Origin of the sequence: Pseudomonas sp. efr-133-TYG-5, assembly GCF_030209175.1 — a bacterium.
GTDB lineage: Bacteria > Pseudomonadota > Gammaproteobacteria > Pseudomonadales > Pseudomonadaceae > Aquipseudomonas.
Genome location: NZ_JARVSM010000005.1, coordinates 75,514 through 98,121 on the forward strand (window position 1 = coordinate 75,514; position 22,608 = coordinate 98,121).

A 22,608-nucleotide genomic window follows, 5' to 3' on the forward strand; every position below is an offset into this window, starting at 1 on the left:
CAACGTCCTATTTCAGAGGCGGCTGGAGAGATCGTCCAGGGCCGCGCGTAAATCCGTGAAGCGGAAGGTGAACCCCGCCTCCAGCAAGCGTGCCGGGGTGGCCCGTTGGCCGCCCAGCAACAGCAATGACATTTCGCCGAGCCCGACTTTCAGCGCCAGAGCCGGCATCGGCATGAACGCCGGGCGATGCAGCACGCTGCCCAGCGTCTTGGCGAATTCGCGATTGCGCACCGGTCTGGGCGCGCACGCATTATAAGGACCACTGGCCTGCTCGCGGTGCAGAAGAAAATCAATCAGGGCGATTTGGTCATCGATATGAATCCACGGCATCCATTGCCGGCCATTGCCCAGTGGCCCGCCCAGGCCGAGCTTGAACGGCAGCAGCAGGCGCGACAAAAAGCCGCCCTCCGCCGACAGCACCAGGCCGGTGCGCACCAGCACCACGCGGATCCCCAGGGCTTCGGCGCGCTGTGCGGTTTCCTCCCAGGCGACGCATAACTGGCTGGCGAAATCGTCGATGACCGGGGGCGCATCCTCGCTCAGTTCCCGCTCGCCACCGTCGCCGTACCAGCCGATCGCCGAGCCGGAAATCAGCAGCGCCGGTTTCTGCGCGCGGGTTTCCAGCCACGTCAGCAACGACTCGGTCAGGCTGATGCGACTGCTCCACAGCAGCGCCTTGCGCCGATGCGTCCAGGGCCGGTCGGCAATCGGCGCACCGGCCAGGTTGACCACCACATCCAGCGGCTCGTCGCCGTAATCCTCCAGACGCACGATGCCGCGCACCGACGCGCCGCAGATCTTCGCGACTTTCTCCGGGCGCCGGCTCCACACGGTCAGTCGATGGCCCTGGCCGAGCCAGTGCCGGCACAGTTGACGTCCGATCAAACCAGTACCGCCGGTCAGCAATATGTGCATGACATCTTCCTCGCGTGGCGTTTTACCCGGATCACTAGTCTATTTTTATAAGCAGGGATCTTTTCTATCGGGCAGGCTCTATTGTTTAACCATAGGCCAAGCTGTCAGAACGAGAACGCTAGAAGTTATACCAAAAAACAAAATTGTACAGGTTTCATCGACGGCGTAGTCTGTACAGAAAGGTAAACGAGGCCCCTATGACTGTACCTATCGCAATCATCGGCACCGGCATCGCCGGACTCTCCGCCGCACAGGCCCTGACGGACGCCGGGCACACCGTGCAACTGTTCGATAAAAGCCGTGGCAGCGGCGGACGCATGTCGAGCAAGCGCAGCGATGCCGGCTCGCTGGACATGGGCGCGCAATATTTCACTGCCCGCGACCGCCGCTTCGTCACCGAGGTGCAACGCTGGCAAAGCCTGGGCTGGGTCGCCGAGTGGACGCCGCAGCTGTACACCTTCCACGGCGGACAACTGAACCTGTCCCCCGACGAACAGACCCGCTGGGTCGGCACTCCACGCATGAGCGCCATCACCCGCGGCCTGCTCAATGGCCTGCAAGTGCATTTCGCCTGCCGGATCACCGAGGTCTTTCGTGGCGAAGAACACTGGCACCTGCAGGATGCCGAAGGCTTCACCCATGGCCCGTTCAGTCATGTCGTGATCGCCACTCCGGCCCCGCAAGCCACCGCGCTGCTGGCGGCGGCACCGAAACTCGCCGGCGCCGCCGCCGGGGTGAAGATGGAGCCGACCTGGGCCGTCGCCCTCGCCTTCGAAACGCCTCTCGACACCCCGATCGAAGGCTGCTTCGTGCAGGACAGCCCGCTCGACTGGCTGGCCCGCAACCGCAGCAAACCCGGGCGTGACACCACCTGCGACACCTGGGTGCTGCACGCCTCCAGCGCCTGGAGCCGGCAGCACATCGACCTGCCCAAGGAAGCCGTGATCGAGCAATTGCACGGCGCCTTCGCCGAACTGCTGCACAGCGCCATGCCCGCCCCGACCTTCAGCCTCGCCCACCGCTGGCTCTACGCCCGCCCGGCGAGCGGCCACGAATGGGGCACCCTCGCCGATGCCGACCTGGGCCTGTACGCCTGCGGCGACTGGTGCCTGTCCGGCCGCGTCGAAGGTGCCTGGCTCAGCGGCCAGGAAGCCGCCCGCCGCTTGCACGAGCACCTGCAGTGAACCGCATCAATCCGCGCAAACTGCTGCTGTCGAAATGGACAGCAGCCCAGCCGCAAAACCGCGAAAAGCATTTCCTGGTCACCGAACTGCTGCGTGACGAGGACGGCACGGTGCTGCAGATCGAGTTGCAGGCGGTTCTCAGCAAACGCAGCGAACAGCTCGACTGGCGCGCCTTGCAGGACGATTCGCGCTGGCGAATGGGCTGGCTCTAGACGTCGTACCGCAGCACTTGTACAGAAATCTTGTACAAAACATTTGACTTGTACACCTTTAAATCTATGCTGAAGGAATGTTGTACAGCGCGAACGCGCTGTACAGGTTTAGATTCGAGGTGTTTGCATGTCTGACCAACCCGCGACCCCGCCAAAAATCGCCATCAGCGCCTGCCTGATGGGGGCCGAGGTGCGCTACAACGGTGGCCACAAGGAATCACGCCTGTGCAGCCGCACCCTCACTGAATATTTCCAGTTCGTCCCGGTGTGCCCGGAAGTGGCGATCGGCCTGGGCATTCCCCGCGAGCCGATCCGCCTGGTCGGCGACCCGGACAGCCCGCAGGCCGTCGGCACGGTCAACCGCGAGATCGACGTCACCGCGCCCCTGGCCGCCTACGGCGAGCAAATGGCCGGCGAACTCAGCGACATCAGCGGCTACATCTTCATGCAGCAGTCGCCGTCCTGCGGTCTGGAGCGGGTCAAGGTCTATCACGCCAATGGCGCCCCGGTGAACGGCGGCGGACGCGGCATCTATGCCCGGGCGTTCTGTGCGCGGCATCCCGACCTGCCGGTGGAAGAAGCCGGACGCCTGAACGATCCGGTGCTGCGGGAAAACTTCATCAGCCGGGTCTTCGCCTACAGCGACTGGCAGCAATTGCTCAAGCAAGGGCTCAGCCGCCGCGCCCTCACCGAATTCCATTCGCGCTACAAGTACCTGCTCATGGCCCACAACCCGGTGCAGTACAAGGCCCTCGGCGCGATGCTCGGCAACATGGGCAATCACGATCCCGCCGAACTCGGCCCGCGCTATTTCAGCCAGTTGATGGTGGCGCTGAGCACCTGCGCCACGCGCCGTACCCACAGCAACGTCCTGCAGCACATCAGCGGTTACCTGAAACGGGTGATCAGTGCCGAAGACAAACAGGAAATGCAGCACGTCATCGGCCAGTACCGCCACGGCATCGTGCCGCTGGTAGTGCCGCTGACGCTGCTCAAGCACCACTTTCGTCAACACCCGGATCCGTACATTGCGCAGCAGGTCTATCTGCAGCCGCACCCGGAAAACCTCAGCCTGCGAAACGCCATTTGATGAACGACACCACCGATGCAAGCGCCCGTGAAGACCTCGGCGCCGACTTCAAGAAAGCCCTCGACGAGGGCTGGCTGCCGATCCGCGAGGTGGCGCGGCAGACCGGCGTCAATGCCGTCACCCTGCGCGCCTGGGAGCGTCGTTACGGGTTGATTGTGCCGCAGCGTACGCCCAAGGGGCATCGCCTGTACTCGGCCGACCACGTGCAACGCATCCTGACCATCCTCACCTGGCTCAATCGCGGCGTCGCGGTCAGTCAGGTCAAGCCGTTGCTCGACACCCCGCAAGCCTTCAGCGAGCCGGTGGAGAACGATTGGCAGGCCCTGCGTAACAACGCCCTGGCGGCCGTCGCACAGCTCAACGAGCGCAGCCTCGACGATGCGGTCAACCAGGCCATGGCGCTGTATCCGCCGCGCACGCTGTGCGAGCAACTGCTGATGCCCCTGCTCGACGAACTCGAACAGCGCTGGCAGGGCCAGTTCGGCGCACAGATGGAGCGCACCTTTTTTTATTCCTGGCTGCGCAGCAAATTCGGCGCACGCATCTACCATAACAACCGCCAGTTGCGCACCGCGCCGCTGCTGTTGGTCAACCATTCGGACCGTCCGCTGGAACCGCACCTGTGGCTCAGCGCCTGGTTGATCAGCAGCGCCGACTGCCCGGTGCAGGTGTTCGACTGGCCGCTGCCGCCCGGTGAACTGGCGCTGGCCACCGATCACCTGCAAGCCCGTGGGCTACTGCTGTATTCCAGCAATGCCATGAACCTTGCGCAATTGCCGAAACTTCTGCACGGCGTCAGCTGCGCAAAAATGATTGCCGGACCAACGGTATGCATCCACCACGCCGAGTTGTCCGTAACAACTTCCGAGATCGCTGATTTGTACCTGGCCGCAGACCCGTTGTCGGCGCATCAGGGGCTGATCGAGCGTGGGCTGATTTGATGACGGATGGCGCACACACCATGCAATTGATCTGGCTGCGCAGCGACCTGCGCCAACATGACAACACCGCCCTCGCGGCCGCCGCCGAGCGCGGCCCGACCGTGGCCGTGTATCTGTTGAGTCCCGAGCAATGGCTGGAACATGACGACGCCGCGTGCAAAGTCGATTTCTGGCTGCGCAACCTGCGCGAACTGAGCCAGAGCCTCGCCGCCCTGAATATCCCGCTGCTGATCCGCAATGCTGCGCGCTGGGAGCAGGCGCCGGCGGTGCTGCTCGAGTTGTGCCGGCAACTGCAGATCGACGCGGTACACGTCAACGAGGAATACGGCATCCACGAAAGTCGCCGTGACGCGGCGGTCGCCGAGGCCCTGCAAGCCGAGGGCATCGCCTTTCACAGCTATCTCGACCAATTGCTGTTCCAGCCCGGCAGCGTACTGACCAGGACCGGTACCTATTTCCAGGTCTTCAGCCAGTTCCGCAAGGTCTGCTACGAGCGTCTGCATCGCTCGTTGCCGGCGCTGGTGCGGACCCCGGGCAAGCAAGCTGCACTGGATATCGCCAGCGATCCGCTGCCTCAGGCTGTCGACGGTTTCGCCACGCCGCCAGCGTCTCTGCGTGACCTGTGGCCGGCTGGGGAAAAAGAAGCCCGGCGGCGCCTGGATACGTTCGTCGACGCGCAGATCGACTACTACAAGAGCGAACGCGATTTCCCGGCCAAACCCGGTACCAGCCAGCTCTCGCCCTATTTGGCCGCCGGGGTGATCTCGCCGCGCCAGTGCCTGCACGCCGCCCTGCAAAGCAATCAGGGCGAATTCGAGAGTGGCAAGGTCGGCGCGGTCACCTGGATCAACGAATTGCTCTGGCGCGAATTCTACAAACACATTCTGGTGGGTTACCCACGGGTATCGCGGCACCGCGCGTTTCGCCCAGAGACCGAAGCCCTCGCCTGGCGTGACGCGCCGCAGGATCTCGCCGCGTGGCAAGAGGCCCGCACCGGCCTGCCGATCATCGACGCGGCGATGCGCCAGCTGCTGGAAACCGGCTGGATGCACAATCGCCTGCGCATGGTGGTGGCGATGTTCCTGACCAAGAACCTGCTGATCGACTGGCGTGAAGGCGAGCGTTTCTTCATGCGCCACCTGATCGACGGCGACCTGGCCGCGAACAATGGCGGCTGGCAGTGGAGTTCGTCGACAGGCACCGACTCGGCGCCGTATTTCCGCATCTTCAATCCGCTGAGCCAGTCGGAAAAATTCGACAGCGAAGGCCTGTTCATCAAGCACTGGCTGCCCGAACTGGCCACGCTGAACAAGAAAGAAGTGCACAACCCGGCCAGCGCTGGCGGTCTGTTCGGCGTGGCCGATTATCCGGCGCCGATCGTCAACCTCAGCGCTTCGCGGGAGCGCGCGCTGGCGGCGTTCAAGAACCTGCCGACCCGTCAGCCGGCCGGAGGCGAGCATGAGTGAGTTCCTGCGCCGCTTCGCCCAGCGCTTCGCCGCACTGGACAAGGACAACCTGCAGCGGCTCGACGAGCTGTACAGCGACGACATTCACTTCACCGATCCGCTGCACGAGGTGCAGGGGCTGGCGCCATTGCGCAGCTACTTCAGCGAGCTCTACGCCAACGTCCATGAGCTGCGCTTCGACTTCCACGGCTTCGATCAGGTCAGCGCCGGCGAAGGCTATCTGCGCTGGGTCATGAGCTACCGCCACCCGCGCCTGGCGGGCGGGCGGCTGATTCGCGTGGCCGGCTGTTCGCACCTGCTCTGGCGCGACAAGGTTTATCGCCACCGGGATTACTTCGATGCCGGGGCCCTGCTGTATGAACATCTACCCGTGTTGGGCCGGGCCATTGCCTGGCTGAAAAGGAGATTGGGATGAGTCTTACAACTCCACGGCGTTACTGGTTGACCGGCGCCAGCAGTGGCATCGGTGCTGCCCTGGCCGAAGAGATCCTCAAGAGCGGTGCGCACCTGGCGGTCAGCTCGCGGCAGACCGCGCCACTGAAAGTCCTGGCGCAACGTTATCCGGGGCAAGTACTGGTGGTGACCGGCGATCTGACCAACAGCCAGACCGTGCGCGAAATCGGCGAGCAGATTGCCGCCGCCTGGGGCTCGCTGGACAGCGTGATCCTCAACGCCGGTACCTGTGAATATGTCGACGCCAAGCAGTTCGACGCGTCGATTGTCGAGCACGTGGTGCGCACCAACCTGCTGGCCAGCAGCTACTGCATCGAGGCCGCGCTGCCACTGCTGCGCAAGGGCACCGCGCCGCACCTGGTGGGCATGGCCAGTTCGGTCACTTACGTACCGCTGCCACGAGCCGAAGCCTACGGCGCCTCGAAGGCCGGGCTGCGTTATCTGTTCGAATCGCTGCGCATCGACCTGGCTGACGAGGGCATTGAAGTGACGGTCATCAGCCCCGGTTTCGTCGACACGCCGCTGACCGCGAAAAACGATTTCCCGATGCCGCTGAGCTGGCCTGTGGATAAAGCCGCGCGACACATCTTCGCCAGACTCAAGGACCGGCCGCTGGAAATCGCCTTTCCGGCGCTGTTCATGGCCGTACTCTGGCCACTGTCGAAAATGCCCGCGCGCGTGCAACTGGCGATCGGCAAACGCATGGTGCGCAGCAATCCACCGCTGCGGGACGCCACATGAAAATCGCCATTATCGGCAGCGGCATCGCCGGCCTGACCTGCGCCTACCTGCTCAACCGCCGACACGACATCAGCGTGTTCGAGGCGGGCGCGTGGATCGGTGGCCATACGCATACGGTGCCGGTCACCGTCGACGGCCGCGATTACGCAGTGGACACCGGCTTCATCGTGTTCAACGACTGGACATACCCCAACTTCATCCGTTTGCTCGGCCAGCTCGGCGTGGCGTTCAAGCCGACCGAAATGAGCTTTTCGGTGAGCGACCCGGACACCGGCCTGGAATACAACGGCAACAACCTCAACAGCCTGTTCGCCCAGCGCAGCAACCTGCTGTCGCCCGGGTTCTGGGGCATGCTGCGCGACATCCTGCGCTTCAACAAACAAGCTCGCCGCGATCTCGCCGAACTGCGGATCGCCGCCGACACCACGCTTGACGATTACCTCAAGGCCGGGGGATACGGCGAGCGCTTCATCCTGCATTACATCGTGCCGATGGGCTCGGCGATCTGGTCGATGCCGATGGCCGAGATGCTCAATTTCCCCCTGCAGTTTTTCGTGCGTTTCTTCGAAAACCACGGCTTGCTGTCGGTCAACGAGCGCCCGCAATGGTGCGTCATCGAGGGCGGTTCCAGCGCTTATATCGAGCCGCTGTGCGCGTCGTTCCGCGAGCGGATTCGCCTGAACTGCGCGGTGACGCGCATTGATCGCGACGCCCATGGCGTGGTTATCCACAGCCCGGCCGGCCTCGAACGCTTCGACAAAGTGGTGCTTGCCTGCCACAGCGACCAGGCCCTGCAACTGCTGGGCGATCCCGACAGCGCCGAACGACAGATCCTCGGCGCCCTGCCCTACGCCGACAACGAGGTGGTGCTGCACACCGACACCCGCCTGCTGCCGACGCGCAAACTGGCCTGGGCCAGCTGGAATTATCGCCTCAACGGCGCCGGTCACAGCCACGCCGCCGTGACCTACGACATGAACATTCTGCAGGGCATCCAGAGCGAAACGACGTTTTGCGTCAGCCTCAACCAGAGCGCCGCGATCACGCCGTCCAAGGTGTTGGCGCGCTTCACCTACGCCCACCCGCAATTCAGCCTCGCGGCCGCGGCGGCGCAGCAGCGCTGGGCGGAAATCGATGGTGCGCGACACACGCATTATTGCGGCGCCTACTGGGCCAACGGGTTTCACGAAGATGGTGTGGTCAGCGCCCTGCGGGTGGCCGGCGCCTTTGGAGAAAGCCTGTGAACAGCGCTCTCTACAGCGGCTGGATCGGCCATCGGCGGTTCGCCCCGCGGCGCCACGAATTCCGCTACCGGATCGGCCTGCTGTACCTCGACCTGAGCGAACAGGAGGCCGTGCTGAACCTGTCGCGGCTGGCCAGCAACCGCCGTTTCGCGCCGTTCTCGTTTCGCGAAACCGACTACCTGAAAACCTTCACCGGCCAGGGCATGCGTCTGATCGACGCGGTGCGTCAGCAGGTGCGTGCCGCCATCGGTCACGCACCGCAGGGTCCGATCTGCCTGCTGACCCAACCGCGCAGCTGGGGCCTGGCGTTCAACCCGGTGAGTTTCTTCTACTGTCACGAAGCCGACGGACAACTGGCGGCGATTCTCTGCGAAGTCAGCAACACGCCGTGGCGCGAACGCTACCACTACGTACTGCCGGCCCGCCCCGTGGAAGACCTCGGTGATTTCCACCAGCACTTCGCGGTGGCCAAGGCCTTCCACGTCTCGCCATTCCTGCCGCGGGACCTGGAATACCGCATGAGTTTCAGTCCGGCGGCGAAAACCCTCGGCGTGCACATGGCCGACTGGCAGGGCGACCTGAAACTGTTCGACGCGACCCTCAACCTGCAGCGCGAAACCCTCGACCGCCGCAGCCTGCATCGCTACCTGCGACGCTTCCCGTGGATGACGGCCAAGACTGCCCTGGCCATCTACTGGCAAGCCCTGCGCCTGCTGCTCAAACGCACGCCGCTTTTTGCCCATCAGGCTGCCGACGGCAGCTTCCAAACCGCCACCGTGCCTCCCAAGGAGCGCCGTCATGAAGTCCTCTAGCGTTTCGGCGAAAGCCTCACTGTTCAGCACCAACGGCCTGGGCGGATCGCTGCTGCGCCGGGGGGTGCTGCGTCAACTCGGGCAACTCAAGCACGGCCAGCTGGTACTGATCGAGGACGGCGAACGCCAGGTCTTCGGCGCACCGGGCAGCACGCTGGTCGGGGAAATCCACGTCAACGACGCGGCTGCCTGGGGCCTGGTCGCCGGCAACGGTTCGATCGGCGCCGGCGAGGCGTTCATCCACGGCTACTGGACGTCGCCTGACCTGACCGCGGTGGTGCGGGTGTTCGTCAGCAACCTCGAGGTGCTCGACGCCATGGAGGGTGGCCTGGCCCGACTCGGCCGGCCGCTGGTGCAAGCGCTGCACTGGCTCAACCGCAACACGCGCAAGGGTTCGCAGAAAAACATTGCCGCCCACTACGACCTCGGCAATGACCTGTTCGAACAGTTTCTCGATCCGACCATGATGTATTCGGCCGCGCAGTTCCTCAGCCCCGACGACACCCTGGAGCAGGCGCAACTGAACAAACTCGAGCGGATCTGCCAGAAACTCGCGCTCAAGCCCGACGATCACCTGCTGGAAATCGGCACCGGCTGGGGCAGCATGGCGCTCTACGCCGCGCAGAACTATGGCTGCAAAGTCACCACCACGACGCTGTCGAAGGAACAGTTCGCCTTCACCGCCGCGCGCATCGAACGCCTCGGCCTGCAGGACCAGGTGACGCTCTTGCTCACCGACTACCGCGACCTCACCGGCCAGTACGACAAACTGGTGTCGATTGAAATGATCGAGGCGGTCGGCCATCGCTTCCTGCCGACCTACTTCAAACAATGCGCGCAGTTGCTCAAGGACAATGGCCTGATGTTGCTGCAGGCGATCACCATCCGCGACCAGCGTTACGAGCAGGCGCGGCGCAGCGTCGATTTCATCCAGCGCTATATCTTCCCCGGCGGCGCCCTGCCCTGTGTGCAGAAAATGCTCGAGATCGTCAGCCGCGACACCGACATGAACCTGCTGCACATGGAGGATTTCGGCCTGCACTACGCGCGCACCCTGCGCCTGTGGCAAGAAAACTTCCGCCGCGCCCACGGACGGCTCAGCGAACTGGGTTATGACGATTACTTCCTGCGCCTGTGGGAGTTCTACCTGTGCTACTGCGAGGGCGGTTTCCTCGAGCGCACCATCGGCACCGCGCAACTGGTGCTGGCCAAACCGGCCGCGATCACCGCGCCGTTGCTGGGCCGCTTCGATGCTTGAGCGGCTGGCCAATGCCGTGCTGTTCCAGGTCGGCTGGCTGGCGTGCGTGCTGGGTGGCAACAGCCTGTGGCTGCTGCTGGCATTGGCGGTGCTGGTGATTCATCTGCGCTGGATCAGCGCCTGGTCGGCGGAAGGCCGCCTGATCCTCAGCGTGGTGGTGGTCGGCACGGCCGTCGACAGCAGCCTGCGCGCTGCCGGGGTGTTCGCATTCGAGGATCTGTCGCCGCTGATTCCGCTGTGGCTGATGCTGCTCTGGGCCTTGCTCGCCACCACCCTGCGCCATTGCCTGCAATGGACGGCACGGCCCTGGTGGCTGGCCAGCAGCCTGGGCGCCGTCGGTGGTGCGCTGTCGTATTACGGCGGCGGCCAACTGGCCGGCGTGCAATTTCCCTACGGCCAGTTACCGACGCTGATCGGCATCGGCCTGCTGTGGGCCCTGCTCTTTCCGTTGCTGCACTACATGGCGCGACGGCTGACGCCGACCCGTGCCGACTAGACGCCTGTCAGGCCTTTCACACAGTCGGTGGCCACTGCCTTACACTGGCGCCCATGAAAACCATTCCCCACCAGCAAATCGCCGACCCCGTGGTCACTTGCTCGACCTGTGCGGCCTGCTGCTGCCAGCTCGAAGTCATGCTGATTACCGACACTGGCGTGCCCGAGCGCTTTATCGACACCGATGAGTGGGGCGGGGAAGTCATGTTGCGTCTGGACGACGGCTGGTGCGCGGCGCTGGATCGCAACAGCATGATGTGCACGATCTATGAGAAACGCCCGCTGATCTGTCGCGAATTCGAGATGGGGGCAGCGGAGTGCCTGGAAGAACGCCAGGGCATTGCCACGGCGTATCGTTGAGCCAAACAAAAAGATCGCCGCCTGCGGTGGCCCAGAGCGAGACATTCATCTGCTCTGAAGCGCCCGCGGACGGCGATCTTGGTTCGACGTGCTTACAACGGCATCGTGTAATGCAGTGCGTAGCTCTCTACACCGTCGTTGCTGCTGGCCAGGCCGGCGTTGGAATAGTGCGTGGCACGAATCCCGACTTCATGCCCACCGTTGAAACGCAGGCCAAAACCCAGGCGGTCTTCGAACTGGAAGGCGCCGCCGATGTTGTTCTCTTCGTACTTGGTGTTGGAAAACACCGCCACGCCGATCCCTGCCTCGACGTAGGGTTTGACCGACTGACCGGCAAACTCGTAGACGAACACTGGCGAGAACGACAGGCTGTTGTTGCTGGAGGTCTTGTCGCCTTCCCAGTAGGTGTAGGCGCCGCTCCAGTAACCGGTCAGGCGACCGACGTCGCTCTGCAGCCAGCTCTTGTCCCAGTCGAAATTCATCCCCAGGCGATAAGTCATGGTCGAATCACTGGTGCCCCCGACCGCAAACTCGACGCCTGCAGCCTGTGCGGTAAAACTGTGCCCCATTAGTGCGGCCGCAATCGCGGCCAAGCAGAATAGTCGCTTCACTTTGAAACTTCCTTTTCCGGAACGATCGTTTGGTTTTCTAGGTTACGCAGCGGTATAGAAATCAGCGCTCAATCAGAAGTTCAGCTGATTTTTATGTTATTTCACATTTTTTTTACAAAGCGAAGCGTTGCACTTTGCCGGATGCCTGACCCAACAGCGGCAGGATGTTCTGGAAGTACTGCGGGTCGGCGCTGGTCCAGAATCTGACCGGTCGGTTCGGGCCGGCGCCGAGCAGATCGCGCTCGGCCAACAGGCGCTGAAGTTGCCGCGCCACGGCGGCACCGGTGTCGATCAGGCTGATATCGGCGGGAATCATCTCGCGCAGCATCGGCTTGAGAAATGGATAGTGGGTGCAGCCGAGGATGATCGTGTCGCAGCCGTTGGCCAGCAGCGGGTCGACATAGCCCTTGAGCATCCGGCGCAACTCGGCGCTGTGCAGGTCGCCGCTTTCGATCAGCTCGACCAGCCCCGGGCAGGGCTGGGTGATCACCCGCACATCGGTGGCAAAACGATCGAGCAGCGCGGCGAACTTGGCGCTCTGCAAGGTACCGGTGGTGGCGAGCACACCGACCACGCCACTGCGGGTCGCGGCGGCGGCGGGTTTGACCGCCGGCTCCATGCCGACAATCGGCCAGTCGGGGAAATCACGGCGCAGTTCGGCCACCGCAGCCACCGTCGCCGTGTTGCACGCCAGCACCAGCGCCTTGGCGCCCTGCTCACGGAAAAACGCAGCCATCACGCTGCAACGCTGGCGGATGAATTCCGGAGTTTTCTCGCCATAGGGGATGTGCCCGCAATCGGCGAAGTACAGCAGCGATTCGTCGGGCAGCAGACGCTGGATCTCGGCCAATACCGACAGACCGCCGACACCGGAGTCGAACACCGCGATCGGCGCTTCACGCATGCGGCGTACCGCAGACGCTGCAGCCCGGATCGCGCTTGACCCGCAGCTCACGGAAACGCGAGCCGAGTGCATCGATCAGCAACAGGCGCCCGACCAGCGGTTCACCGAAACCAACCAGCAGCTTCAGCGCTTCCAGCGCTTGCAGGCTGCCGACCAGGCCCACCAGCGGGCCGACCACGCCGGCCTCGCTGCAGGTCAGTTCGGCTTCGCTGCCATGCCCATACAGACAGTGATAGCACGGGCTCTCGGCGCGACGCGGGTCGAACACCGACAGTTGCCCCTCGAGGCGAATCGCCGCGCCGCTGACCAGCGGTTTGCGCGCGGCGACGCACGCGGCGTTGACCGCCTCACGGGTAGTGAAATTGTCCGAGCAGTCGAGCACCAGATCCACCGCGGCGACCGCGGCGGCGAGCGAATCGGCGTCGAGCGCCTGACGATGCGGCACCAGTTGGATTTGCGGATTGATTGCGCTCAGGCGCTGGAGCGCCGAATCGACCTTGCTCATGCCGACACTGGCGGTGTCGTGGATGATCTGGCGTTGCAGGTTGGTCAGGTCGACCGTGTCGAAATCCGCCAGGTGCAGTTCGCCGACACCTGCAGCTGCCAGGTACAACGCCACCGGCGCGCCCAGACCGCCGAGGCCGACGATCAATACCCGACTGTCCTTGAGCCGCAACTGGCCGTCGATATCGACATGTTGCAGCAGGATCTGCCGACTGTAGCGCAACAATTCCTGATCATTCAGCACGGCAGGCGCCCCAGGCTGATCCGTTGGTGGCCGCCCAGATCGGTGCGGCTGTGGACGTGCGCGAAACCGCGGGTCAACAACAGATCGCGCACGGCTTCGGCTTGATCATAGCCGTGTTCGAGCATCAGCCAGCCACCGGCGTCGAGATGCGCCGGCGCCTGGTCGACGATCAGCCGCAGGTCGTCGAGGCCGTCGACGCCCGCCACCAGGGCACTGGCCGGTTCGAAGCGCACATCGCCTTCGACCAGATGCGGGTCGGCGGCGGCAATGTACGGCGGGTTGCTGATAATCAGCTGGAAGCGCTGCCCCTCGAGGGCGCTGAACCAGTGACTGCTGAGCACCGTGGCGTTGTCCAGGTGCAGGCGTTGGCGGTTGCGTTCGGCCAGCGCCACGGCTTCGAGCACGCGATCCACCGCCGTCACCTGCCAGGCCGGACGTTCGCTGGCCAGGGCCAGGGCGATTGCGCCGCTGCCGGTGCCGAGGTCGAGGACCCGGGCCGGGGTTGCCGGCAGTAACTCCAGCGCGGCTTCCACCAGCAATTCAGTGTCCGGACGCGGGATCAGCGTGTGCGGCGCCACTTCCAGGTCGAGTTTCCAGAACCCCTGCTGGCCGAGAATGTAGGCCACCGGCTCGCCGCTGCGGCGGCGCTGCAGGTACTCGGCAAAGATCAGCGCGGCCTCGCTGGGCACGATGCGCTCGGGCCAGGTGTGAAGGAAACTGCGCGACTTGCCCAGCGCCGCCGCCAGGAGCAGTTCGGCGTCCAGGCGCGCAGTCGGCGAGTCGGGCAGTTCGGCGGCGCGCAACAGGCTGGCGATGATGGTCATTTACTCACCTATCGCTGCAAGTTGATCGGCCTGGTATTCGGCCAGCAACGGCTCGATGACCGCTTCGACGCCCCCGGCAAGGATTTCGTCGAGGGAGTACAGGGTCAGGTTGACGCGATGGTCGGTGACCCGGCCCTGGGCAAAGTTGTAGGTGCGAATACGCTCGGAGCGGTCGCCGGACCCCACCAGCAATTTACGTTCGCTGGCGATGGCGTTGGCGGCGGCGGCGGTCTGCTGGTCGTTGAGCTTGGCCGACAGCCAGGCCATCGCCCGGGCGCGGTTCTTGTGCTGGGAACGTTCTTCCTGGCACTCGACCACGATGCCGGTCGGCAAGTGGGTGATGCGGATCGCCGAGTCGGTCTTGTTGACGTGCTGACCACCGGCCCCGGAGGAACGGTAGGTGTCGACGCGCAGATCCGCCGGATTGATCTCGATCGCTTCCTGCTCGTCCGGCTCTGGCAATACCGCCACGGTGCAGGCCGAAGTGTGGATGCGGCCCTGGGATTCGGTGGCCGGCACGCGCTGCACGCGGTGGGCGCCGGACTCGAATTTCAGCTTGCCGTAGACGTTGTCGCCTTCGACCCGGGCAATGACTTCCTTGTAGCCGCCATGCTCGCCCTCGTTTTCCGAGAGGATTTCCACCCGCCAGCCACGCTTCTCGGCGTAGCGCGAATACATGCGGAACAGGTCGCCGGAGAAGATCGCCGCCTCGTCGCCACCGGTGCCGGCGCGGATTTCGAGGAACACGTTGCGGCCGTCATTGGGATCCTTGGGCAGCAGCATGCGTTGCAGCTCGGACTCCAGGGTGACCAGCAGTTCCTTGGCTTCGCGCACTTCTTCGACGGCCATTTCGCGCATGTCCGGGTCGCTGTCCTTGAGCAGCGCCTGGGCGCCTTCAAGGTCGCTCTGCACGCCGAGCAGCTTTTTATAGGCTTGCACGACCGGTTCGACTTCGGCGTATTCCTTGGAATAGGCACGGAACCGGGTCTGGTCGGAAATGACTTCGGCGTCGCCAAGCAGCGCGGTCAGTTCCTCGAAACGGTCCTGGAGGATGTCCAGCTTATTGAGCAGTGACGCTTTCATTGCGGTTTTTTATCCGAAAAGCTATCCGGTGAGCCCTCGAGGGCAAAGAGTTCCTGAGCCATGGCCAGCGCATCGAGGCGGCCTTCGGCAGAAAGCTTTTTCAACTGCACGCTCGGTGCGTGCAGGAGTTTGTTGGTCAGGCCACGGGCCAGTTGCCCGAGCACGTCTTCGGCGTTGCCGCCGTTGGCCAGCAGGCGCAGGGCCTTTTGCAATTCTTCGTCGCGCAGGCGTTCGCTCTGTTGACGATAGGCCTTGAGCACGTCGACCGCCGCCAGCTCGCGCAGGCGCACCATGAAATCGTCGGCGCCGACCGCGACCATTTCTTCCGCGGCCTGCGCAGCGCCCTGGCGGCTCTTGAGGTTTTCCGCGACCACTTCGTGCAGATCGTCGACGCTGTACAGGTAAACGTCGTCGAGCTCGCCGACTTCCGGCTCGATATCGCGAGGCACGGCGATGTCGACCATGAAGATCGGCTTGTGCTTGCGCTGCTTGAGCGCACTCTCGACCGCGCCCTTGCCGAGGATCGGCAACTGACTGGCGGTGGAACTGATGACGATGTCGCTGCGCACCAGTTCGGCCGGGATGTCCGACAGCAGCACCGCGTGCGCGCCGAACTGTTCGGCCAGCAGGCTGGCGCGCTCCAGGGTGCGGTTGGCGACCACGATGCGCTTGACCCCCAGTTCGTGCAGATGGCGGGCGACCAGAGTGATGGTCTCGCCGGCGCCGATCAGCAGGGCCTGGCTGCGTTGCAGGTCACTGAAAATCTGTTTCGCCAGGCTGACGGCGGCGAAGGCCACCGACACCGGGTTTTCCCCGATGGCCGTGTCCGTCCGCACCTGCTTGGCGGCATTGAAGGTGGCCTGGAACAGCCGCCCCAGCAACGGCCCGATGGTGCCCGCCTCGCGGGCCACGGCGTAGGCCGATTTCATCTGGCCGAGAATCTGCGGCTCGCCCAGCACCAGCGAATCGAGCCCGGAGGCGACCCGCATCATGTGACGAACTGCCGCATCATCTTCGTGCACATAGGCACTCGCGCGCAGCTCTTCGAGGCTCAGTTGATGGTATTCGGCCAGCCAGCGCAGCACGATATCCGCCGAAACGTGATCCTGTTCTATATACAGTTCACTGCGATTGCAGGTGGAGAGGATCGCAGCTTCGCGGCTGTCGGTGAGTCGGCAGAGCTGCTGCAAGGCCTCAACCAGCTGCTCAGGGGTAAAGGCCACGCGCTCGCGGACGTCTACTGATGCAGTCTTGTGGTTGATACCGAGTGCGAGGAAGGCCATTCAAGGTCGCTGATGGTGACGTGAAGCCGGCAATTGTCCTACTTCGTCAGATTCAGAACAACTACCGCTGACTATTGTCCCAATTGTCGGCCCCTATAATGGCCACAACTGAGACTCGGTTATGTTTGGCCGAAGGCTTGTGTCATGATGATCCGACCGCAGGTTAGTCGTCCTCTTCCTATATGAATAGATCTTCCGCGTTGCTCCTCGCTTTTGTCTTCCTCAGCGGCTGCCAGGCCATGGCCCCCGTTTCGCCGGACGGCACGCCGCCGGTCGAAGACACCACTCCCGTGCCTGAAAAGCCCAAGGTCTACAGCTCGTTCAGCGAGGAAACCGTCTATAGCCTGTTGAGCGCCGAACTCGCCGGCCAGCGCAATCGTTTCGACATTGCCCTGGACAACTACGTGACCCAGGCCATCAATACCCAGGACCCGGGTGTCTCCGAGCGCGCGTTCCGCATCGCCGAGTACCTCGGCGCTGACCAGCCGGCGCTCGACACCGCGCTGATCTGGGCGAAGAACGCCCCGGACGACCTCGAGGCGCAACGCGCCGCCGCCGTGCAACTGGCGCGCGCCGGGCGTTACGACGACTCCATGGTCTACATGGAGAAAGTCCTGCAGGGCAAGGGCGACACCCACTTCGACTTCCTCGCGCTGTCGGCTGCCGACACCGACCAGGAAACCCGCAACGGCCTGATGAAAAGCTTTGATCGCCTGTTGCAGAAACATCCGCATAACAATCAGCTGATTTTCGGCAAGGCCCTGCTGCTGAAGCAGGACGGCGACAACAAAGGGGCGCTGACCCTGCTCGAAGACAACCCACCGGAAGACGGCGAAATCGCGCCGATTCTGCTGCGCGCGCGCCTGCTGCAAGGGCTCAACCGTGGCGACGAAGCGCTGCCGCTGCTGCAGAAGAGCATCAAGAAATACCCGGATGACAAGCGCCTGCGCCTGACTTACGCGCGGATGCTGGTCGAACAGGACCGCATGGACGACGCCAAGGTCGAGTTCTCCACCCTGGTCCAGCAATATCCGGAAGACGACGAACTGCGTTACTCGCTGGCCCTGGTCTGCCTCGAAGGCAAGGCCTGGGATGAAGCCAAAGGCTACCTGGAAGACCTGATCGCCCGCGAAAGCCACGTAGATTCCGCGCACCTGAACCTCGGGCGTATCGCCGAAGAACGCAACGACCCGCAAGGCGCCCTGATCGAATACGCCCAGGTCGGCCCGGGCAACGACTATCTGCCGGCGCAACTGCGTCAGGCCGACATTCTGATGAACAACGGCAAGACCGCCGAGGCCCAGAGCAAACTGGCCGCCGAACGCGACGCACAGCCTGATTACGCGATCCAGCTGTACCTGATCGAAGCCGAGACCCTGTCGGCCAACAAGCAGGACGACAAGGCCTGGAAGACATTGCAGCAAGCCTTGCAGCAATACCCGGACGATCTCAATCTGCTCTACACCCGGGCGATGCTGGCGGAAAAACGCAACGATCTGGCCCAGATGGAAAAAGACCTGCGCCTGATCATCAAGCGCGATCCGGACAACGCCATGGCGCTCAACGCGCTGGGCTACACCCTGTCCGACCGCACCACCCGCTACGCCGAAGCCAAGGCGCTGATCGAGCAGGCACACCAGATCAATCCGGAAGACCCGGCGGTGCTCGACAGCCTCGGCTGGGTGAACTTCCGCATGGGCAACCTGGACGATGCCGAGAAGTATCTGCGCCAGGCCCTTGAGCGCTTTCCCGATCACGAAGTCGCCGCGCACCTGGGCGAAGTGCTCTGGACCAAGGGCAACCAGCGCGAAGCCCGACAAATCTGGGGCAAGTTCCTCAAGGACCAGCCTGACAGCACCATCCTGCGCAGCACCATCAAGCGCCTGACCGGATCCGAGACTCTATAAGTTATGTTCTTGCGCCACGTTATTGTTTTCAGCTTCATCGCCCTGCTCGCCGGTTGCGCGGGTTTCGGCGCCCGTGAATCGGTCGAAGGCCACGGCAGCCCGGCTCAATGGGCCGCGAACAAACAGCAGCTGACCGGCCTCGACGGCTGGCAGATCGACGGCAAGATCGGCATCCGCGCCCCGAAAGACTCGGGCAGCGGCACGCTGTTCTGGCTGCAACGTCAGGATTACTACGACATTCGTCTGTCCGGCCCACTGGGTCGCGGCGCGGCACGCCTGACCGGGCGTCCGGGCAAGGTTTCGCTGGAAGTCGCCAACCAGGGCCGTTATGACGCCGAGTCACCGGAAGCGCTGCTCGAAGAGCAACTGGGCTGGAAGCTGCCAGTGTCGAATCTGGCCTGGTGGGTCCGTGGCCTGCCGGCACCGGAAAGCAAAAGTCGCCTGACCCTGGATAACGACAGTCGCCTGGCCAATCTGGAACAGGACGGCTGGAAGGTCGAGTACCTCAGCTACGCCGAGCAGAACGGCTACTGGCTGCCCGAGCGGATCAAACTGCATGGCACCGATCTGGACGTGACGCTGGTGATCAAGACCTGGCAACCGCGCAAACTGGGGCAATAAAGCATGACCGCTCCACGTCTGACGCTGCCGTCGCCGGCCAAGCTCAACCTGATGCTGCATATCCTCGGTCGCCGCGACGACGGCTATCACGAATTGCAGACGATTTTTCAGTTCCTCGATTACGGCGACGAGATCACCTTCGCCGTGCGTGACGACGGCGTGATTCGTCTGCACACCGAGTTTGCCGGCGTGCCTCACGACAGCAACCTGATCGTGCGAGCGGCACGGCAGCTGCAGGCACAATCCGGCTGCGCGCTGGGCATCGACATCTGGATCGACAAGATCCTGCCGATGGGCGGCGGCATCGGTGGCGGCAGCTCCAACGCGGCCACCACCCTGCTCGGCCTCAACCACCTGTGGCAACTGGGCTGGGATGCAGACCGGCTCGCCGCGCTGGGCCTGACGCTTGGCGCCGATGTCCCGGTTTTCGTCCGCGGCCACGCGGCTTTCGCCGAGGGCGTGGGCGAGAAACTGACCCCGGTCGACCCCGAAGAACCGTGGTACGTCGTGCTGGTTCCGCAAGTCTCTGTTAGTACGGCAGAAATTTTTTCAGATCCATTGTTGACACGTAACACGCCGCCCATTAAAGTGCGCCCCGTTCCCAAGGGAAACAGTCGAAATGACTGCTTGCCGGTGGTTTCAAGGCGTTATCCAGAAGTACGTAACGCATTGAATTTGTTAGGTAATTTTACCGAAGCAAAACTCACCGGAACTGGAAGTTGTGTGTTTGGGGGCTTCCCAAGCAAAGCTGAAGCTGATAAAGTCTCGGCCCTTCTGACAGAGACCCTTACAGGGTTTGTAGCAAAAGGAAGCAACGTTTCGATGTTGCATCGCAAGCTGCAAAGTCTGCTCTAACGGAACCAAGTGCCCGGCACTTGCAAGCAACAGATACAGGGGCGTCGCCAAGCGGTAAGGCAGCAGGTTTTGATCCTGCCATGCGTTGGTTCGAATCCAGCCGCCCCTGCCATTTTCCTATACTCATCCAGGTATACCCTCAGCCTTCAGGTACTGCGCGTGTCCAAGATGATGGTCTTTACGGGGAACGCTAACCCCGATCTGGCTCGGCGTGTCGTACGTCAGCTGCATATCCCTCTCGGTGACATCTCTGTCGGTAAGTTTTCCGACGGCGAAATTACTGCCGAGATCAATGAAAACGTTCGCGGTAAAGACGTCTTCATTATTCAGCCGACTTGCGCTCCGACCAACGATAACCTGATGGAACTGGTAGTGATGGCTGATGCCTTCCGCCGCTCCTCGGCTACTCGTATCACTGCTGTTATTCCTTATTTTGGTTATGCCCGTCAGGATCGCCGTCCGCGTTCCGCACGTGTGGCTATCAGCGCGAAAGTCGTCGCTGACATGCTTACCGTAGTCGGCATCGACCGTGTTCTCACGGTTGATCTGCATGCTGACCAGATTCAGGGCTTCTTCGATATTCCGGTAGATAACATCTACGGCTCCCCGGTTCTGGTGGATGACATCGAAGATCAGCGCTTCGAGAACCTGATGATCGTGTCCCCGGACATTGGTGGCGTCGTGCGTGCACGGGCTGTTGCCAAATCCCTGGGCGTGGATCTCGGGATCATCGACAAACGCCGTGAGAAAGCCAATCACTCTGAAGTGATGCATATCATCGGTGATGTCGAAGGGCGTACCTGCATCCTGGTCGATGACATGGTCGATACCGCCGGCACTCTGTGCCACGCGGCCAAGGCCCTGAAAGAGCATGGCGCAGCCAAGGTCTTTGCCTACTGCACACACCCTGTGCTGTCGGGCCGGGCCATCGAGAATATCGAAAATTCCGTGCTGGACGAGCTGGTGGTGACCAACACCATCCCGCTGTCCGCTGCAGCACAAGCCTGTGCGCGTATCCGTCAACTGGATATCGCACCGGTTGTTGCCGAAGCGGTTCGCCGCATCAGCAATGAAGAATCGATCAGCGCGATGTTCCGTTAAGGGCCCTGCCCTTCACGAAATGTCTCGTTGACGAAAAGCGCCCCGCCCCGGCATACCTGCCGGGGCGGGGCTTTTTTGCCCATACCGTGTTTGGCGCTGGTCGCAAACGCCACGCGGTGATGGCTATTTTGGAGATACAAAATGAACGATTTTACTCTGAATGCTGAAGTGCGTTCCGACCTGGGGAAAGGTGCGAGCCGCCGCCTGCGTCGTCTCGCCGCCCTGGTTCCAGCTGTTGTTTACGGTGGCGACAAAGCCCCTGAATCCATCAGCATGCTGGCCAAAGAAGTTGCCAAACTGCTCGAAAACGAAGCGGCTTACAGCCACATCATCGAGCTGAACGTTGGTGGCAAGAAGCAGAACGTCGTGATCAAAGCTCTGCAACGTCACCCGGCCAAAGGCCACGTGATGCACGCTGACTTCGTACGCGTTGTCGCTGGTCAGAAACTGACCGCTATCGTTCCTGTGCACTTCATCAACGAAGCTGCTCCAGTGAAGAAAGGCGGCGAAATCTCGCACGTTGTTGCCGAGATCGAAGTTTCCTGCCTGCCAAAAGATCTGCCTGAGTTCATCGAAGTCGACCTGGCTGACGCTGAAATCGGCACCATCGTTCACCTGTCGGACCTCAAAGCTCCTAAAGGTGTCGAGTTCGTTGCTCTGGCACACGGCGATGACAAGGCAGTAGCCAACGTCCACGCTCCTCGTGTTGCTCCAGAAGCTACCGAAGAAGGCGCAGCAGAGTAATTTCACTCTGTTCGCCGGAGTGAGCGGAAACATCGCGGACTAGAGCGTAGCGAGAAAGCGGGCGAGAACGCGGAGTTTACATTCATGGTAAATGAGCATTGTTCGTCCACTTTCGCCGCACTCCCTGATCGCGGCGATGTTATCCACCACTCCAAGGAAGGGCCCCTATCGTGACTGCCATCAAACTGATCGTTGGCCTGGGAAATCCAGGCGCCGAATACGAACAGACCCGGCATAACGCAGGGGCCCTTTTTGTTGAGCGCATCGCCCAGGCACAGAATGTGAACCTGGTAGCCGATCGCAAATATTTCGGCCTGACCGGGCGCTTTTCGCACCAGGGTCAGGATGTTCGTCTGCTGATTCCCACCACCTACATGAACCGCAGCGGCCAGGCCGTGGCGGCACTCGCCGGTTTCTTCCGCATCAAGCCCGAAGAAATCCTGGTGGCACACGACGAACTCGACCTGCCTCCGGGCGTCGCCAAGCTCAAAGTCGGCGGCGGCCATGGCGGCCACAACGGGTTGCGCGACATCATTGCGCAACTGGGCAATCAGAACACTTTTCACCGCCTGCGACTTGGCATCGGCCATCCGGGCGTCGCCAGTATGGTTTCAACTTTCGTCCTGGGTCGTGCGCCACGCGCCGAACAGGAAAAACTCGATGCCAGCATCGACTTTGCCCTCGGCGTGCTGCCGGATATCCTCGCCGGTGAATGGAACCGCGCGATGAAAAACCTGCACAGCCAGAAGGCCTGAC

At 62.7% G+C, this 22,608-nt stretch carries 25 protein-coding genes and 1 tRNA gene; 19 read left to right on the forward strand and 7 right to left on the reverse strand.

Features of this window, described 5'->3' with window-relative positions; translation table 11 throughout:
* Positions 1 to 12: 12 nt before the first annotated feature.
* Complete coding sequence (locus QRN70_RS18805) at positions 13 to 915, reverse strand: TIGR01777 family oxidoreductase (RefSeq protein ID WP_285419424.1); 903 nt, start codon at positions 913 to 915, stop codon at positions 13 to 15.
* Between the two features lie 197 nt (positions 916 to 1,112).
* Here QRN70_RS18805 and QRN70_RS18810 point away from each other — a divergent pair, with 197 nt between their 5' ends.
* The 12 genes from QRN70_RS18810 to QRN70_RS18865 all read left to right on the forward strand — a co-directional run bounded on the left by QRN70_RS18810 (position 1,113) and on the right by QRN70_RS18865 (position 11,171).
* Entirely contained in the window at positions 1,113 to 2,099 is a 987-nt protein-coding gene (locus QRN70_RS18810; RefSeq protein ID WP_285419425.1) for an NAD(P)/FAD-dependent oxidoreductase, read from the forward strand.
* Positions 2,096 to 2,311, forward strand: coding sequence for a TIGR02450 family Trp-rich protein (locus QRN70_RS18815; protein ID WP_285419426.1), 216 nt, complete (start codon positions 2,096 to 2,098; stop codon positions 2,309 to 2,311). The genes QRN70_RS18810 and QRN70_RS18815 overlap by 4 nt, the downstream gene beginning before the upstream one ends.
* A gap of 127 nt (positions 2,312 to 2,438) precedes the next feature.
* Positions 2,439 to 3,401, forward strand: coding sequence for a YbgA family protein (locus tag QRN70_RS18820; RefSeq protein ID WP_285419427.1), 963 nt, complete (start codon positions 2,439 to 2,441; stop codon positions 3,399 to 3,401).
* Positions 3,401 to 4,342 carry a MerR family transcriptional regulator gene (locus QRN70_RS18825; protein WP_285419428.1) on the forward strand — a complete coding sequence of 314 codons (942 nt, stop codon included), beginning with the start codon at positions 3,401 to 3,403 and terminating at the stop codon, positions 4,340 to 4,342. Before QRN70_RS18820 ends, QRN70_RS18825 begins: the two co-directional genes overlap by 1 nt.
* A gap of 20 nt (positions 4,343 to 4,362) precedes the next feature.
* Entirely contained in the window at positions 4,363 to 5,808 is a 1,446-nt protein-coding gene (phrB, locus tag QRN70_RS18830; RefSeq protein ID WP_285419429.1) for a deoxyribodipyrimidine photo-lyase, read from the forward strand.
* On the forward strand, positions 5,801 to 6,223 hold the full coding sequence (locus QRN70_RS18835) for a nuclear transport factor 2 family protein (protein WP_285419430.1): 423 nt from the start codon (positions 5,801 to 5,803) through the stop codon (positions 6,221 to 6,223). The genes phrB and QRN70_RS18835 overlap by 8 nt, the downstream gene beginning before the upstream one ends.
* Positions 6,220 to 7,002, forward strand: coding sequence for an SDR family NAD(P)-dependent oxidoreductase (locus QRN70_RS18840; protein ID WP_285419431.1), 783 nt, complete (start codon positions 6,220 to 6,222; stop codon positions 7,000 to 7,002). Before QRN70_RS18835 ends, QRN70_RS18840 begins: the two co-directional genes overlap by 4 nt.
* Positions 6,999 to 8,246 carry an NAD(P)/FAD-dependent oxidoreductase gene (locus tag QRN70_RS18845; protein ID WP_285419432.1) on the forward strand — a complete coding sequence of 416 codons (1,248 nt, stop codon included), beginning with the start codon at positions 6,999 to 7,001 and terminating at the stop codon, positions 8,244 to 8,246. The genes QRN70_RS18840 and QRN70_RS18845 overlap by 4 nt, the downstream gene beginning before the upstream one ends.
* Positions 8,243 to 9,058 carry a DUF1365 domain-containing protein gene (locus tag QRN70_RS18850; protein WP_285419433.1) on the forward strand — a complete coding sequence of 272 codons (816 nt, stop codon included), beginning with the start codon at positions 8,243 to 8,245 and terminating at the stop codon, positions 9,056 to 9,058. Before QRN70_RS18845 ends, QRN70_RS18850 begins: the two co-directional genes overlap by 4 nt.
* Positions 9,045 to 10,316 carry an SAM-dependent methyltransferase gene (locus QRN70_RS18855; RefSeq protein WP_285419434.1) on the forward strand — a complete coding sequence of 424 codons (1,272 nt, stop codon included), beginning with the start codon at positions 9,045 to 9,047 and terminating at the stop codon, positions 10,314 to 10,316. Before QRN70_RS18850 ends, QRN70_RS18855 begins: the two co-directional genes overlap by 14 nt.
* Entirely contained in the window at positions 10,309 to 10,812 is a 504-nt protein-coding gene (locus tag QRN70_RS18860) for a DUF2878 domain-containing protein (RefSeq protein ID WP_285419435.1), read from the forward strand. The genes QRN70_RS18855 and QRN70_RS18860 overlap by 8 nt, the downstream gene beginning before the upstream one ends.
* Positions 10,813 to 10,865: 53 nt before the next feature.
* Positions 10,866 to 11,171: a YkgJ family cysteine cluster protein gene (locus QRN70_RS18865; RefSeq protein WP_285419436.1), complete on the forward strand. Its 306-nt coding sequence runs from the start codon at positions 10,866 to 10,868 to the stop codon at positions 11,169 to 11,171.
* 92 nt (positions 11,172 to 11,263) lie between these two features.
* Here QRN70_RS18865 and QRN70_RS18870 read toward each other — a convergent pair whose 3' ends face one another.
* From QRN70_RS18870 to hemA, 6 genes are all read right to left on the reverse strand, one after another.
* Positions 11,264 to 11,782, reverse strand: a complete 519-nt coding sequence (locus QRN70_RS18870) for an acyloxyacyl hydrolase (protein ID WP_285419437.1) — start codon at positions 11,780 to 11,782, stop codon at positions 11,264 to 11,266.
* A 112-nt stretch (positions 11,783 to 11,894) separates the two neighbouring features.
* The gene (murI, locus tag QRN70_RS18875; RefSeq protein ID WP_285419438.1) at positions 11,895 to 12,686 is read right to left on the reverse strand and encodes a glutamate racemase; all 792 of its coding nucleotides are present in this window, start codon (positions 12,684 to 12,686) and stop codon (positions 11,895 to 11,897) included.
* Positions 12,679 to 13,434 (reverse strand): molybdopterin-synthase adenylyltransferase MoeB, encoded by a 756-nt coding sequence (locus QRN70_RS18880; RefSeq protein ID WP_285419439.1) that lies wholly within the window; start codon positions 13,432 to 13,434, stop codon positions 12,679 to 12,681. The genes murI and QRN70_RS18880 overlap by 8 nt, the downstream gene beginning before the upstream one ends.
* Positions 13,428 to 14,258, reverse strand: a complete 831-nt coding sequence (prmC, locus tag QRN70_RS18885; protein WP_285419440.1) for a peptide chain release factor N(5)-glutamine methyltransferase — start codon at positions 14,256 to 14,258, stop codon at positions 13,428 to 13,430. Before prmC ends, QRN70_RS18880 begins: the two co-directional genes overlap by 7 nt.
* Positions 14,259 to 15,341: a peptide chain release factor 1 gene (gene prfA, locus QRN70_RS18890; protein WP_285419441.1), complete on the reverse strand. Its 1,083-nt coding sequence runs from the start codon at positions 15,339 to 15,341 to the stop codon at positions 14,259 to 14,261. It lies immediately after the preceding gene.
* Entirely contained in the window at positions 15,338 to 16,624 is a 1,287-nt protein-coding gene (hemA, locus tag QRN70_RS18895) for a glutamyl-tRNA reductase (RefSeq protein ID WP_285419442.1), read from the reverse strand. The genes prfA and hemA overlap by 4 nt, the downstream gene beginning before the upstream one ends.
* Before the next feature lie 182 nt (positions 16,625 to 16,806).
* Here hemA and QRN70_RS18900 point away from each other — a divergent pair, with 182 nt between their 5' ends.
* The 7 genes from QRN70_RS18900 to pth all read left to right on the forward strand — a co-directional run bounded on the left by QRN70_RS18900 (position 16,807) and on the right by pth (position 22,607).
* Positions 16,807 to 18,531: a tetratricopeptide repeat protein gene (locus tag QRN70_RS18900; protein WP_285419443.1), complete on the forward strand. Its 1,725-nt coding sequence runs from the start codon at positions 16,807 to 16,809 to the stop codon at positions 18,529 to 18,531.
* Between the two features lie 3 nt (positions 18,532 to 18,534).
* On the forward strand, positions 18,535 to 19,152 hold the full coding sequence (gene lolB, locus QRN70_RS18905) for a lipoprotein insertase outer membrane protein LolB (RefSeq protein WP_285419444.1): 618 nt from the start codon (positions 18,535 to 18,537) through the stop codon (positions 19,150 to 19,152).
* Between the two features lie 3 nt (positions 19,153 to 19,155).
* Positions 19,156 to 20,007: a 4-(cytidine 5'-diphospho)-2-C-methyl-D-erythritol kinase gene (gene ispE / locus QRN70_RS18910; RefSeq protein WP_285419445.1), complete on the forward strand. Its 852-nt coding sequence runs from the start codon at positions 19,156 to 19,158 to the stop codon at positions 20,005 to 20,007.
* Positions 20,008 to 20,044: 37 nt separating this feature from the next.
* A tRNA-Gln gene (locus QRN70_RS18915) sits at positions 20,045 to 20,119 on the forward strand.
* Between the two features lie 47 nt (positions 20,120 to 20,166).
* On the forward strand, positions 20,167 to 21,108 hold the full coding sequence (locus QRN70_RS18920; protein WP_003171603.1) for a ribose-phosphate pyrophosphokinase: 942 nt from the start codon (positions 20,167 to 20,169) through the stop codon (positions 21,106 to 21,108).
* Between the two features lie 141 nt (positions 21,109 to 21,249).
* Complete coding sequence (locus tag QRN70_RS18925) at positions 21,250 to 21,852, forward strand: 50S ribosomal protein L25/general stress protein Ctc (RefSeq protein ID WP_095136806.1); 603 nt, start codon at positions 21,250 to 21,252, stop codon at positions 21,850 to 21,852.
* A 170-nt stretch (positions 21,853 to 22,022) separates the two neighbouring features.
* A complete protein-coding gene (gene pth, locus QRN70_RS18930; protein ID WP_285419446.1) occupies positions 22,023 to 22,607 on the forward strand; it encodes an aminoacyl-tRNA hydrolase in 585 nt (194 codons plus the stop codon).
* Position 22,608: the final 1 nt, after the last annotated feature.